This is a genomic window from Vibrio sp. HI00D65 (assembly GCF_001635455.1).
GTDB lineage: Bacteria > Pseudomonadota > Gammaproteobacteria > Enterobacterales > Vibrionaceae > Vibrio.
Genome location: NZ_LWEH01000013.1, coordinates 67,639 through 80,767, shown reverse-complemented (window position 1 = coordinate 80,767; position 13,129 = coordinate 67,639). Strand labels below are relative to the sequence as shown.

At 44.2% G+C, this 13,129-nt stretch carries 11 protein-coding genes and 2 pseudogenes; 7 read left to right on the top strand and 6 right to left on the bottom strand.

The window, feature by feature from the left end:
- Positions 1-249: 249 nt before the first annotated feature.
- Positions 250-600 carry a purine nucleoside phosphoramidase gene (gene hinT, locus A3712_RS03520; RefSeq protein WP_063522308.1) on the bottom strand — a complete coding sequence of 117 codons (351 nt, stop codon included), beginning with the start codon at positions 598-600 and terminating at the stop codon, positions 250-252.
- A 276-nt stretch (positions 601-876) separates the two neighbouring features.
- On the opposite strand from hinT, the gene A3712_RS03515 reads away from it, so the two are divergent.
- Positions 877-2,868, top strand: a complete 1,992-nt coding sequence (locus tag A3712_RS03515; protein ID WP_063522307.1) for a methyl-accepting chemotaxis protein — start codon at positions 877-879, stop codon at positions 2,866-2,868.
- A 195-nt stretch (positions 2,869-3,063) separates the two neighbouring features.
- The gene (locus A3712_RS03510) at positions 3,064-4,230 is read left to right on the top strand and encodes a DUF1887 family protein (RefSeq protein ID WP_063522306.1); all 1,167 of its coding nucleotides are present in this window, start codon (positions 3,064-3,066) and stop codon (positions 4,228-4,230) included.
- Positions 4,231-4,416: 186 nt separating this feature from the next.
- On the opposite strand, the gene udp is transcribed toward A3712_RS03510, so the two are convergent.
- The 4 genes from udp to A3712_RS03490 all read right to left on the bottom strand — a co-directional run bounded on the left by udp (position 4,417) and on the right by A3712_RS03490 (position 9,990).
- The gene (udp, locus tag A3712_RS03505; RefSeq protein ID WP_063522305.1) at positions 4,417-5,175 is read right to left on the bottom strand and encodes a uridine phosphorylase; all 759 of its coding nucleotides are present in this window, start codon (positions 5,173-5,175) and stop codon (positions 4,417-4,419) included.
- A 280-nt stretch (positions 5,176-5,455) separates the two neighbouring features.
- Positions 5,456-7,801: a zinc/cadmium/mercury/lead-transporting ATPase gene (locus tag A3712_RS03500; RefSeq protein WP_063522304.1), complete on the bottom strand. Its 2,346-nt coding sequence runs from the start codon at positions 7,799-7,801 to the stop codon at positions 5,456-5,458.
- Positions 7,802-7,965: 164 nt separating this feature from the next.
- Positions 7,966-9,429: an MATE family efflux transporter gene (locus tag A3712_RS03495; protein ID WP_063522303.1), complete on the bottom strand. Its 1,464-nt coding sequence runs from the start codon at positions 9,427-9,429 to the stop codon at positions 7,966-7,968.
- Positions 9,430-9,573: 144 nt separating this feature from the next.
- On the bottom strand, positions 9,574-9,990 hold the full coding sequence (locus A3712_RS03490) for a CBS domain-containing protein (protein WP_008221675.1): 417 nt from the start codon (positions 9,988-9,990) through the stop codon (positions 9,574-9,576).
- Positions 9,991-10,292: 302 nt separating this feature from the next.
- On the opposite strand from A3712_RS03490, the gene A3712_RS03485 reads away from it, so the two are divergent.
- Positions 10,293-10,529 carry a hypothetical protein gene (locus tag A3712_RS03485; RefSeq protein ID WP_063522302.1) on the top strand — a complete coding sequence of 79 codons (237 nt, stop codon included), beginning with the start codon at positions 10,293-10,295 and terminating at the stop codon, positions 10,527-10,529.
- Positions 10,530-10,656: 127 nt separating this feature from the next.
- Positions 10,657-10,929 (top strand): hypothetical protein, encoded by a 273-nt coding sequence (locus tag A3712_RS03480; protein WP_063522301.1) that lies wholly within the window; start codon positions 10,657-10,659, stop codon positions 10,927-10,929.
- 132 nt (positions 10,930-11,061) lie between these two features.
- On the opposite strand, the pseudogene A3712_RS03475 reads toward A3712_RS03480, so the two are convergent.
- Positions 11,062-11,403: pseudogene (locus A3712_RS03475) on the bottom strand (glycosyl transferase family protein); the annotation flags it as partial.
- On the opposite strand from A3712_RS03475, the pseudogene A3712_RS03470 reads away from it, so the two are divergent.
- The 3 genes and pseudogenes from A3712_RS03470 to A3712_RS03460 all read left to right on the top strand — a co-directional run.
- A pseudogene (locus A3712_RS03470) lies at positions 11,398-11,796 on the top strand (TetR/AcrR family transcriptional regulator C-terminal domain-containing protein); the annotation flags it as partial. The pseudogenes A3712_RS03475 and A3712_RS03470 sit on opposite strands and share 6 nt — an antisense overlap.
- Before the next feature lie 148 nt (positions 11,797-11,944).
- On the top strand, positions 11,945-12,277 hold the full coding sequence (locus A3712_RS03465; RefSeq protein ID WP_063522529.1) for a hypothetical protein: 333 nt from the start codon (positions 11,945-11,947) through the stop codon (positions 12,275-12,277).
- 86 nt (positions 12,278-12,363) lie between these two features.
- The gene (locus A3712_RS03460) at positions 12,364-12,963 is read left to right on the top strand and encodes a thiol:disulfide interchange protein DsbA/DsbL (protein ID WP_063522299.1); all 600 of its coding nucleotides are present in this window, start codon (positions 12,364-12,366) and stop codon (positions 12,961-12,963) included.
- Positions 12,964-13,129 lie beyond the last annotated feature (166 nt).

The following is a 13,129-nucleotide window of genomic DNA, read 5'->3' as shown; positions in this document are numbered from 1 at the left end:
GTTCTGCAAAAATCAGCTAAACAGACCCTATTCTCGCTATCAAAACGAAACGTGCTGTAAAAAGGATCTCAAGCAAGTAAATGCTTGCTTCATCAGGCCCTGGTTAAGTAAGGCCGATATTCAGACAACAGATAACTATTAAAGTTGGCATACAAACAACAAATTTTCCAACTTGCTGTTTGTGTTAATTAACTCATTAACTTCCCAGTTCGTTAATTGACTATTTTGTTAACTCGTTAACTCATTTGATTAGCTCATAAGTAGAGGTCCAAGCGGACGGCCACCAACTAAGTGCATGTGGATGTGGTAAACCTCTTGGCCACCATGAGAGTTACAGTTCACGATAAGACGGTAACCATCTCCCGCGATGCCCTCTTTTTCTGCTAGCTTACGAGCAACAGTAAACATGCGCCCCATCATTGCTTCATCTTCCACTTCAACATCGTTAGTCGTTGGGATCAGCTTATTAGGGATGATAAGGATGTGGCTAGGAGCGCGTGGATTGATGTCACGAAACGCTGTCACTAAATCGTCTTGGTATAGCAGATCTGCTGGAATTTCTTTATTAACAATCTTACTAAAGATGGTTTCTTCAGCCATGTTTTTCTCCAATAAAACATTTACTTTTTAGTATTTTGAGTATGCGCTATGCCGCATCAAACCACAATAAACCTGCTGTAAAGCTTAATAAAAAACACCGTTCAAATCAAAAAAAACTGGTCTTAACTCTCAAGAATGGCATGTTGATTACAACTGAGCGCTATTTTTGACGTGTGCGTCATAAAATGCGTAAGAGGAGCTCATTAGAATGCTGACAATTTTGTTATTTTTACTTTGACCTGACATTAGGTCTGTATTTTATCTAGGGAGAAAGCCATGAAGGGATCTGTGATCAAGCGTATGTACGCTGCTTTCGCACTGATCATCATCATGTTCGCAGTCACGATAACCATCATGATGAACAGCATGAATCAGATACACAGCAATTTTGAGAGTGTTTCAGAAACCTCATTACCGCTTGTTGCGCTTTCCAATCAAACAAGTGTCCAATTGCTTTCTGCTGATAAGTTATTTAAAGATTTCTTAACCACACAAAACGCTGAACGCATGTCTGCAATGCGCACAGAATTTGCTGCATCACAAAACGCTTTTTCAGAAGTTCTTGGTAATCTAGAAACAGCAAGCCAAAACAACACCTCCCTCATCGAACGCATTACTCAGCTTAGAGCCATGGAAGAGCGATACTTTGCTGAAGCGGGTGAAGCGATGAACAATTACGTTGCGATGTTTGAAGCACAAGAGCAAGTACAAAAAGCATCACGTGATTTCCAACGCCTGCACTCAGAGTTGACCGTTGGCATGAAAGAATACGTTGCCGATCAAAAAAGCATCTCTGTGAAAGTAATGGCGAAAAGCTACTTCATTAAGCTGCAAGACGCAGAAGTCATAACATCAGACGCACTTGCGAGCTCTGATGTGGCATTCGTACAAAAAGCTGTGAACCAAAACAAGAAAGCCGTTACTCACCTAAACTACGCCTACCGCGGTTTGGCAACACAGCTACCTGCTCTTAAGAATGTATTCGATGAATCAGTTCAGAAATTCACTAAAGACGTAGGCCAAAAAGGCGGTGTTCTCGATAAACACAACAACTACCTACAAGCAAAGCAAGCCTTGTATGTGAACATCGCAAATCTAGCGGTTGAAGTAGACCAAGCGATGGCAGTTTTAGACTCATTCAACGTAACAGCCGAAGAACAACTTAACTCTTCATTAGCAGACGCGAGCAGAATCTACGACAAAGGCCTATTCAATGCTATTGCCATCGGTGTGGTTGTCACACTATTTGCAACAGCAATTGGCTACCACATCGCGCACAGTGTAAGAGAGCCACTAACCCGTATCCTTAAGACACTGGAAGGCCTAACAGAAGGCGACATGACACAGCGCATCGATATTCGTTACAACAACGAATTCAGCCGTGTAAGTGGTCACATCAACACCTTAGCCGATAACCTGCACAACATTCTTGTGAAACTTAACGATGCGTCAGATGACCTAACCAAAACAGCAAGCGTTAACCAGAAGACTTCTTCAGAAACTCAGGCTCAACTGAACAACCAGCGTGAGCAAACTGCAACAGTAGCAACGGCGATGACAGAGATGTCGCACTCTGTACAGGAAGTGGCAAATAGCGCACAAAGCTCTTTGACTATGGTTCAGCAAGTTGAAACCGCTTCTGAATCAGGTCGTCAGATCATGAACACCAACATCAGTACCATCAATCAACTGGAAACTCGCTTAACCGAATCAGTTAGTGCTGTGGGGGAACTGCAACAGATGAGCAGCCAGATTGGCTCAATCCTAGACGTAATTCGCGGCATTGCAGAGCAAACTAACCTACTTGCACTGAATGCTGCGATTGAAGCGGCGCGTGCCGGTGAGCAAGGTCGTGGTTTTGCGGTCGTTGCCGATGAGGTTCGTGTACTGGCACAGAAAACAACGCAATCTACAGCTGAAATCGAAACTATGATCAGCAACCTACAATCCAGTTCGAAAACCGCAAGTAACGTCATTAAAAGCTGTATGAGTGATATGGACATGTCGGTACAACAAGCATCGAATGCCAACAGTGCAATGGAAGAGATTCAAGCCTTGATTCTAGAAATCAGCCATATGAGTACTCATATATCTCAAGCAGCAGCTGAACAGAGTGAAACGTCGGGCGATATCGCGCGTAATATTGAAGACATCAACCACATTGCCGATGCAAGTTATCAAGCAATGTCATCAATAGCTGAGGCGAGCCAAAACCTAACGATTCTAGCGAGTCAACAAGGAGATTTGGTTCATCAATTTAAGCTATAGATAAATGATTTAACCATAGATATTAGGTGAGATTATTGGGACTTTCTACCCAATAGTGGTAACTATTTGAACAAGGGCAACTTTTATCAAGAGTTGCCCTTGTTTTTTATGAGCTTTGTCATTATATGATTATTAAGGCTTGCTGTTTCCAGTTTTCTTTCACCTTTATGAGCGAGCCGCTATTAAGGAATTTATATGGCTGTTCATGTTGGCATTATCGATCAAGACCCTATTCGCTTGCTTACCCCACTACTTGATAATCGAACGATCAGCACTCACATCGTGTTCATCGGCGATAAGAATCAAGTCGATATGTATCAGCGCTTAGACAGCGTTTTACAAAAGCGTGATATTACGAGCGAGTTTTTTGAAATTCCGACGATCGTAAATACGTCAGTAATTAAAGAATCCATTCAAAACCTTGCGGAAGATTTAAAAGCACGTGGCCAAGAAGTGAAACTCAACGCTAGTTGTGGTCTGCGTCACCGTCTACTTTCAGTTTACGAAGTGTTCCGTACTTACCACTGGCCTATCTTCGTTGTAGAGCCAAATAGTGACAAACTGTGCTGGCTTTACCCGAACGGAAAAGAAGACGCGCAAGTTCAAGACCGTATCACTATCGATGACTACCTAACCGTATTTGGCGCCCGTGGCGAATTCAGTGATGTACAGCTACCTCCACAACTCGATCAGAAGCTATACGAGCTAGGTGAACGTTGGGCAAGTAACGCACTTGAATTAGGTCCTGGTCTTGCGACACTTAACTACCTTGCAACCACTTGTCGCAAAGAGCAGAAGCTGGATGTTGAGTTATCAGAGAAGCAACAGGGCTATCGTGAACTGAATATGCTTTTAAGCGATTTAGTAGAAGCGAAAATTGCGACTTATGAGAATGGCACCCTAACCTTTGCCAGTGAAGATGCTCGACGCTTCTCGAACGGCGAGTGGCTTGAAACTCTCGTTCACAGCACGGTAAAGCAGATCCAAGATGACATGCCGACCATCCAAGATCGTTCTTTGAATGTTCAGGTATACCGCCAGCTCGGCGAACGTGAAGTTCGAAATGAGCTAGATGTGGCATCTGTGGTGAACAATAAACTGCACATAATCGAATGTAAGACGAAAGGCATGCGTGATGATGGTGATGACACCTTGTACAAACTGGAATCACTAAGAGACCTTTTAGGTGGCCTACAAGCCCGCGCTATGCTAGTGAGCTTCCGCCCGCTTCGCCATAACGACATCACACGCGCAGAAGATCTTGGCCTTGCTTTGATCGGCCCTGACGAGTTGAAAGATCTTAAAACGCACCTAACAGCTTGGTTTACGGCTGCTGGCGGTAACGAAGACCAAGAGTGCTAAAAAGAAGCATTTAAGAGCAAGCTTCTCTTAAACCAATATAACAAAGGCGAGTCACTATTCAGTGACTCGCCTTTTTCTTATCTGTTTTTCTCTGTCACTTAACCAGTAAATAAAAAATAGCCGCATCAATCGATGCGGCCATTTCAAAATTTGCTGTCAGATTGAGACTTAAAACACTTTTGCTACTTAAAGCATTTTGCGAGCAGCTTCTACAACCACTTTGATTGAGCGTGCTTCTGTTACTTTTAGTGTTTCGTGATCAGGCGTCTCTGTTTGCGTACGGTTGATGATTACACCAGCAACACAACCCGCTTTCAGACCAGAACTTGCACACATAGTTAGCAGCGTTGCAGATTCCATTTCGAAGTTTAGAACGCCCATGTCTTGCCACTCTTGCATAGAGCCTTGGAAACGCTTAACTACACGACCAGAGAACGTGTCGTAACGCTCTTGACCTGGGTAGAAAGTATCACTTGAAGCCGTTACACCCATGTGAACTGTTGCGTCAGCCTCTTCAACTGCAGCTTTCATTGCTGTCGCTACTTCGAAGTCAGCAACTGCTGGGAACTCCATTGGAGCAAAGTGTAGGCTAGCACCGTCTAGACGAACAGAACCAGTAGAAACAATCATGTCACCCACGTTTACATGAGGTTGGATAGCACCAGTAGTACCAACACGTAGGAAAGTGCGAACCCCCAGTTGAGCTAGCTCTTCTACAGCGATAGAGGTAGATGGACCACCAATACCTGTTGAACATACAACCACTGGCTTACCGTCTAGCTCTGCGCGGTAAAGTGTGTATTCACGATGGCTAGCAAGAAATACTGGGTTCTCCATCTCTTCTGCAATTTTCTGTACACGAGCAGGATCACCAGGAATGATCGCAAGAGTAGCACCGTTAAGATCTGCTTCAGTAACACCTAAATGGAAAACAGCTTGAGACATAGTTCGCTCCTTTTGGCTTATTGGGCTTTTTACCCTTATTTAAGCTCATAGTAAATTCGTGGGGTACGAACACACTCTAACCAAGCTCATTACAAAATGAAGTGACACAACTCACACCATTGGTAGCAAAATGATTTCAAGTTTCACAAAAAAACGATTGGTATCACAAAGATAAGCAATCTCAGAAACTTCGTTGCATACTAATGAGACAAAAACGCCTTTAACGTATTACCGCTAAAGGCGTTTATATAGAAGGCAATTTTGTATTAGAGCGTTGAATTTAGTCTGCTTTAGACTTGAATCGTAGCAGGCGCAATGCGTTCAATGTCACTAGTGCTGTTGCACCACTGTCCGCTAGAACCGCTACCCACAAGCCCGTAATACCAAATAAGCTCGTCACTAAGAACACACCTTTCAAGCCAAGAGCCAGAGCGACGTTTTGACGGATATTATTGATAGTAGCTTGCGACAGCTCAATCATTGCTGGTAATTCAGTTAGACGGTTATGAGTCAGTGCTGAATCAGCAGTTTCCAGAGCAACGTCTGTACCCCCACCCATTGCAATACCGACATGAGCGGTTTTCATCGCTGGAGCATCATTAATGCCATCTCCAACCATCGCTACATGCGACTGTTGGGACAACTCTTGTACGTAAGACACCTTATCACTTGGAAGCAGGCTTGCTTTGTACTGCATACCAACCTTGCCACTGATAGCAGCAGCACTGCGCGGGTTGTCCCCTGTCAACATAATAGATTGAATACCGAGACCATTAAGGCGCTCAATCGCTAACTTCGCGTCACTACGTAATGTGTCTTGCCACGCAATCAGACCAATGGCGTTGGCTGCTTGATCAGAGTCTTTAACCTCTAATGCAATCACAACGGTTTTACCTTCATCTTCTAGCGATTCGATTTGCTTAGATACCTGTGTATCCAAATCAAAATCAAGTTTAGATGGCGCAAGCACTCGATATTTCACACCATCGACGTCACCTTCCACGCCACTACCAATCAGCGCTTTCTTGTTGTGTGACTCAGGAATATCAATACCTAATTCTTCAACTTTTGCCACTAGCGATTTTGCCAATGGGTGAGTAGAGCCAACTTCAATAGCACCAACAAAACGAAGCATCGCCTCTTTCTGCCAACCTGACAGTGGCTCAATATCAGTCACCTGAGGCTTACCTTCGGTCAGTGTGCCTGTTTTATCGAAAGCAATAGTTTCGATCTTACCAAGCTGCTCAAGTGCTGCACCGCCTTTGATTAGCGCACCGCGTTTTGCTGCCGCAGCTAAACCAGAAGTTATCGCCGCAGGAGTTGAAATAACAAGTGCACAAGGACATGCGATTAGCAGTAGCGCTAGACCACGGTACACCCATGTTTCCCAAGGTTGAGCAAACAACAATGGTGGCGTGATGATGACGAGCAAAGCCACTACCATCATCAATGGTGTGTACCAACGACTGAACTTATCAAGGAAACGTTCTAGTGGTGCTTTACGTGATTCCGCTTCTTCAATCAGGTGAAGAATACGGTCAATGGCGTTCTCACCTTGTTTCGAGGTAATGGTAATCCGAACCACTTTATCGACCACAACAGCACCAGCCATGATGCTATTACCTTGGGTGTGTTCCACAGGCACAGACTCGCCAGTCAACGCACTTTCGTCAAAACTTGCAGCATCGGAAATCAACTGGCCGTCTGCTGGCAAACGAGAACCCGCAGCCACTTCTATCACATCACCAGGTACCAACTCGCTTACCGCTACTTCAACACGTTCACCATTGATAATCTTAGTCGCATTCTCAGGCACTAAGGCCATTAGCGCTTGAACGCCGCTTCTCGCCCTAGAAGAAGCAAACGCCTCTAAGCGCTCACCAATCAAGAACAGAAGCAATACCATTGCCGCTTCTGCGGTCTCGCCTAGGTACAGTGCACCAAATGCTGCCACACTCATTAAGGTTTCTATCGCGAAAGGAGTTCCCGAGCGTGCTAGTTGAACAGCTTTCTTAGCGACCGGATATAATCCAAGTAGACATGTCACGATGAATAAGCCTTCACTTAATTGAGGCGCTGAACTTTTCAGTAACGCCGCGAACAGCATCGCAGCGGCTATCGCTATGATCTGTAAATTAGGTTGGATATGCGCTTGCCAAAATGTCTCTGGTTGTTGTTTTTCTTTCTTAGAACCCACTTCCGTTAATGGGAAGCCAGTTTTGATAGAGACTTGTTCGATAGTGTCTGCAAGACTTTCATTGTTATATTTCACAACCAGTTTTTCGGTAGCAAAGAGCACCTTCGCTTGAATTACACCGTCGATATTACTGATCGCTTTTTCTATTTTTCTGGCACAAGCTGGACAGTCCATTCCGGAAACTAACCAACTTTTAGAAAATTGGGCATCGTTCGTTGTCGTTGAGGACTGACTGTCTTCTTCTCCGCTGTCTGAACTACAACAGCCATCACCCGATGACGAGACTGTCGCTGAAGAAGAGCTGCAACATGCTGATGATGTACCAGCTGCAGTAATGCTTGAAATTTTAGGGCTAGAGCAGCTTGTTGCGGCTGCTTGTGGTTGAACGTCCACTTTTACTGAGCGGCACGCTGCGTGTTTTGCGCACATAATGTATCTCCTTAATACTTCAATACCCTTGGAAGGTTGCTCAGCCATTAAAGCAACCAACCCCAAGTCCATCGGAAGTATAAACCTTAGAGGTAGCTCCAAGGTCAAGAAGAAGTTTTCGGTTAAGGCGTTTTATTTAACAGCCTCAACCAAGTAGGTCACTATTATCGAGGCTTCAGTTCGGCACACTCTTCTCTATTCGCAGAAACATCATCAATCAGTACAGCATCATGAGAACAGAAAGGCTGTGTATTCAAACTTACGATAGACACGTCGTCTTCAACAGGATCAACGTTAGAGCCCTGCATCAATTCAGAGATGTGGTAACGAAGGACTAAGACACCCAGCAATCCAAACAGAATATTACCCAGCGCTTGTCCGTAAAGAACGCCTAACGCGCCATACCATTGCGAACCTAAATACACGAAAGGTAAAGTACCAAGTGTCGCCTTACCTAAGTTCAGAGCTGTGGAATACAGCGGCTTGCCTAGGTTATTAAATGAGGTATTCGCGACAAACAGCGCACCGTTAAAGATGAAAGTAATGGCTACATAGGTACAGAAAGCAGCAACAATGATCGCCGCATCCCCTTGCAGGCTAAAGCCATGAATCACGAGGTCTTGTAGGAAGTACAACAGGACACAAACCACAATGGTGTACACCGTGGTCACAAACAGAGAGTTACTGAGCGTCTCTTTTACTCTGTCCATTCTCTCGGCACCAAAGTTCTGACCAATGATTGGCCCTACCGCGCCAGACAAAGCAAAAATCACAGCAAAGCACACCGGCGTTAAGCGACCAATCACCGCGAAGCCCGCAACGAAGTCTTCACCATATTGTGCAATACCTGTCGTGACAATGGCATTGCCGATAGGTGTCGCGGTGTTAGTAATGATTGCAGGGATCGCGATTGCTAAGATTGGGCGGATATTGATGCGCCACTGCACGAATGATGGCGGAGCCACCAGCTCATGACTGCGAATCAAAGGATAAAGTGAGAAAAAGAGAACCGAAAAACGTGCCACCACAGAAGCGATAGCCGCCCCTTCGATGTTCCAACCAAAGCCAAAAATAAACAGAGGGTCTAAGATCGCATTTACGAGCCCTCCCGATAATGTCGCCCACATTGAACGCTTGGCATCACCCGCAGCTCTTAGGCCAGCACCTGCAGCCATCGCAAGCGCCAAAAATGGGCCACTCGGTAATAAAATCTGCAAATAAGCTTGTGCACGCTCTGCGGCCAAGCCTTTCGCGCCAATGGCTGCCAATAGCTCAGGGATATAAGCGTAAATCACAGCAGTGACCGTTGAGCTAATGACAAACGCGGTCAGCATAATACTGGTGCTGAGGTTTCTAGCTTGGTCTCTATTTTTTGAGCCAATAGCTTTTGATACTAACGCTCCCATCGCAATGGAAGTACCAATCGACACAGAAGTAGAAAAGAAAGTGAGTGTGCCAGCAAAACCAACCGCAGCAGCCAGTTCAACCTGACCTAGCATACTGATAAACAACATATCGAGCAGGTCGACCACAAACAATGCCATCAAGCCGACTGAGCCTGCTCCCGACATCACCAAAATGTGGCGCATCGTTGAACCTTCTACAAACTTTGCAGCTTGGTTTGACATGAAACCTCCAAAAACTGAAACACCAAAGGCTAAACCTATAGACCGACAAACAGGTCTAATTAGAAAAACTCCACGAAGAAAAAGGCGCTAGTGCGCCTTTTTTATTTCAGGATGTTGAGAAAAATAATCGTTCTTAACACGCTACTATACAGGATGTTGGAAACATTCATCTAAGTTCTTGCCGATTGCTCTTAAAACATCGGTTCGAGTGATAATACCGACCAATTTCTGATTGTCGATGACAGGATAAGCTTTCGGTTTACCTACCTGCATCATATCTGCCAATTCGATAATAGATAAATCTGGTGCGACTGATAGCACCTCTTGGTACATACAATCACCAACAATATGGGTGTCTTGGCAGAAGTAGCTAACCTTAACTAGCTTCTCTAATAAATCTTGCTCAGAAAGGAAACCAATCACTTGCTCATTGTCGTCAATAACTGGTCCACCCATGTGATGACTACTCATCACTTTGTCTAACGCTAGACTTAACGGCATATCAGGAGTGAATGTCACAACCTGCTGCGTCATGTAATCTTTCACTTTAATTGAATGCATAGCGTTCTCCCTAAATACTTTGCGTCATGTTTTTATCTGCTTCTTTCATTTAATTGTTGTCTAAAATCTTGATTTTACTAAATGGATTTCAGCAATTTTATTGATAGGCAAAACCTAACAAGACAAAAAAGCGAGGTAGATAAAGGGTTGAGCGTATTTTCAAACATCCAAAAAAAGTAAAAAAAGAGCCCTTACAAAGCCTTACTTTCTCTTTCTCGACCTTACTTAGCCGCACTAGCCTGTATATATGAACCCTGTAATCTTCACCGTATCAATAATAAAAACACCATTTGAGAAAGTTTATGCAACACAACGAAAATGCTATGTATGCTTATGTCTATAAGGGCCAGAACGGCACGGACAACCCACTCATTGCCACTATCGACAACCAAGAAAAGCCTCTGGTTTCGAATTGTCTCGACGAAATAAAAAACATGTCGAATCTAGCCATTGATTTAGCCGCTCAAAACAATCTAAGGGTCAAGCTCGTCAAATATCAAAAAGAGCAAGAGATCGATTTCGGCATGTTCTTCAAATAATCATTCACATACTCCCCCTCGCTATACGGCAGCCATGCTCGAGTGGTTGCCTAATTCAGACTGACAAGCTTGAGCCACAAACGGTATACTTGATAAACACCACGTTCTCTTCCTTATTCGGTCTCGCATGCCTTTTCCCACCGCCATCTACAAGATTAAAACTTACTTCAGCACATTACTGGATTTTCAGTCCCGTATTTGGGTGGTTCATATCTTTGAAGATTCGATTACTGACCATTCATTTGTCATTAATGAGGATGTCTTTAAAGAGCCGCTAGAGTGGATGAAAAAGCGGGATTACCAATCAAAAATGCTCGAACGTGTTGATAAGATGAAGATATCACAGGTTATCGAGATTCAATTCGAAGACAAAATGCATAGACTGATGCGAGTAAAATAGTGGTTCAGTCCTGGCCATTTAACCGAAACACCCGATACAAAAAAGGCCAGCAATCACTGACCTTCTCTTACAAGTTCTGTCGTATTTCAACTAACGTGCACAGTACTCATGCCATAGGCGTACCGCTTTTTGTTAGGCCTCAGTTTTGTCATGCGTCTCCGCAAACAAAATAGCTGTCATACTATCGACCACTGTGTTCGCCATCAAAGTCATCTCTTCAGCTGGTGTCCCGGGTACACACTCACTCGGCAATGGTAGATCTGAGTTCATCATCTCTTCCCAATAGAAAGACTCAACTTTATCAGGAGAGCTCATCCATACCGTTTGACTCACTTTCGGGTTGTATTCCGACTCACCGTTCATTCCTTTGAAAGAGATAACCGAATGAGATTTGTTGCCAATCACATGCTCAACTTCAGCATGAAGCTGTGGGAAGCCAGGGTGGAAGCTGCCACGTAAACCTAAACGGCCACCCACTTCCCTTATCAAGCTGAACTGCCTCTTGAACAACAGCTCGCATCAATCGCGAATCAAGAACTAGAGCTTTTAGAGTCTGAAGGTTTTATCAATTTATCACGCGTGCTTTTCTCTGAGTACTTCCATAATATGGAACTCGCGAGCCAAGTAATGGAGAAATACTCTCAAGCAGAGAGTGGGCTGATGACTTGGATAAAAGCTGCGCAGGCCGATGGTCGCTTAGTCGAGCTCGACCCTCTGTTTGCTTCAACTCAATTCATTGCACTCATTAAGTCGTTCGCTTTTTGGCCGCAGATCATTGGTCATACCCCTTCTCCAGACACACAGCACAAACATATCATCGTGAACTCAACGGTTGAGATGTTTCTCAAACAGTACCAGGCCAAATAAAAGTTGAGCCCTGCTAAGTTTTGCTGGGTTTTAATTAGAGATAGATAAACGAGTGAGGTATGATTTGCTCGTTTTGTGGCTGAGCGGTTTGCCAGTTGCAGAATCTGATTTATTTCAGCCGTTGTTCAGATACAAAGACCACTATTTCATGCCAAAGTTGATAAGAAAAATTTGGGTACACGTTTTTATGCTGCTTGCGATGTTAATGGCCACTTTTAGTGTGGATAGCATTGCGAGTAACAATATCGTGGCATCTCAACATCTATCGACGCCGTCAAACAGTATCTCGCCTTCACAGCCAATCGCTCAGTCTAATATTAAACATCATTGCTGTGGCTCAGTCTGCTTATTAAAAATGCCACCATTGATTATGTCTGGGTCCTTCGTTACTCAAATTGCCTCTTTGGCTCTCATTGAAAAAGAGCCTTCACACAAAGCGATTATTGCGCCTCAAGCACCTTATCGTCCCCCTATTTCTTAATCGTTTGTCCCCAATTGGCAATCCATGCCACCCAAAAACAGCAGTTTTGCTGTACTTATCGACATCCAAATTTAGGAAATAAACACATGAAAAAACTATTTAGCCTTTTTGCTGCTCTAATTATGAGCGCTTCAGTCAACGCCGCTCAGTTTGAAGAAGGTACTCACTACAAGATCCTTGATGTAGCAAAAGCAGAAAAGCCAGTTGTGACTGAATTTTTCTCTTTCTACTGCCCACACTGTTACAAGTTCGAAGGGGTAATTAAGTACCTAAAAGAAGACCTACCGGAATCAGCAAGCTTCCAAAAGGTTCACGTCGCTTTTATGGGTAACAATATGGCAGTGCCGATGGCCAAGGCTTACGCAACAATGATTGCGCTGGATGCTGAAGAGACCATGGTTCCTGCTATGTTTGCTCAGATCCATGAAAAGCAAAAGACATCACGCGACGAAGCTGAACTGCGCCAAGTATTCATTGATCATGGTGTCGATGCGAAGCAGTTTGACGCGGCATACAACAGCTTTGCGGTTAACTCGATGCAGAAACGCTTTGATCAGCAATTTGATGCAAGCACGCTAACCGGCGTTCCTGGTGTGCTGGTCAATAACAAGTACATCGTAAAGCCGGACCAAATCAAAAGCTACGAAGAGTACAACCAGCTAGTTAACTACTTGCTAACGCTCTAAGTCGTTTTTCATCTCCAAGCCAGTGAACTCATCACTGGCTTTTTTATCCTATCGGCGCCCAGAGCGCATGTAAATTAAAGACTCGCGCTATTGTTCACTGGCATCCGCAGTAAATTTTCATATACTGCACCTTATTAAGTCATCGACTATGTTGTTGTACTGAAAA

Coding starts and splice junctions, on each gene's coding strand:
- A3712_RS03490 (WP_008221675.1), bottom strand. CDS start 9,990: ATGCATTCAATTAAAGTGAAAGATTACATGACGCAGCAGGTTGTGACA.
- A3712_RS03480 (WP_063522301.1), top strand. CDS start 10,657: ATGCCTTTTCCCACCGCCATCTACAAGATTAAAACTTACTTCAGCACA.
- hinT (WP_063522308.1), bottom strand. CDS start 600: ATGGCTGAAGAAACCATCTTTAGTAAGATTGTTAATAAAGAAATTCCA.
- udp (WP_063522305.1), bottom strand. CDS start 5,175: ATGTCTCAAGCTGTTTTCCATTTAGGTGTTACTGAAGCAGATCTTAAC.
- A3712_RS03465 (WP_063522529.1), top strand. CDS start 11,945: ATGCCAAAGTTGATAAGAAAAATTTGGGTACACGTTTTTATGCTGCTT.
- A3712_RS03500 (WP_063522304.1), bottom strand. CDS start 7,801: ATGTGCGCAAAACACGCAGCGTGCCGCTCAGTAAAAGTGGACGTTCAA.
- A3712_RS03495 (WP_063522303.1), bottom strand. CDS start 9,429: ATGTCAAACCAAGCTGCAAAGTTTGTAGAAGGTTCAACGATGCGCCAC.
- A3712_RS03485 (WP_063522302.1), top strand. CDS start 10,293: ATGCAACACAACGAAAATGCTATGTATGCTTATGTCTATAAGGGCCAG.
- A3712_RS03460 (WP_063522299.1), top strand. CDS start 12,364: ATGAAAAAACTATTTAGCCTTTTTGCTGCTCTAATTATGAGCGCTTCA.
- A3712_RS03510 (WP_063522306.1), top strand. CDS start 3,064: ATGGCTGTTCATGTTGGCATTATCGATCAAGACCCTATTCGCTTGCTT.
- A3712_RS03515 (WP_063522307.1), top strand. CDS start 877: ATGAAGGGATCTGTGATCAAGCGTATGTACGCTGCTTTCGCACTGATC.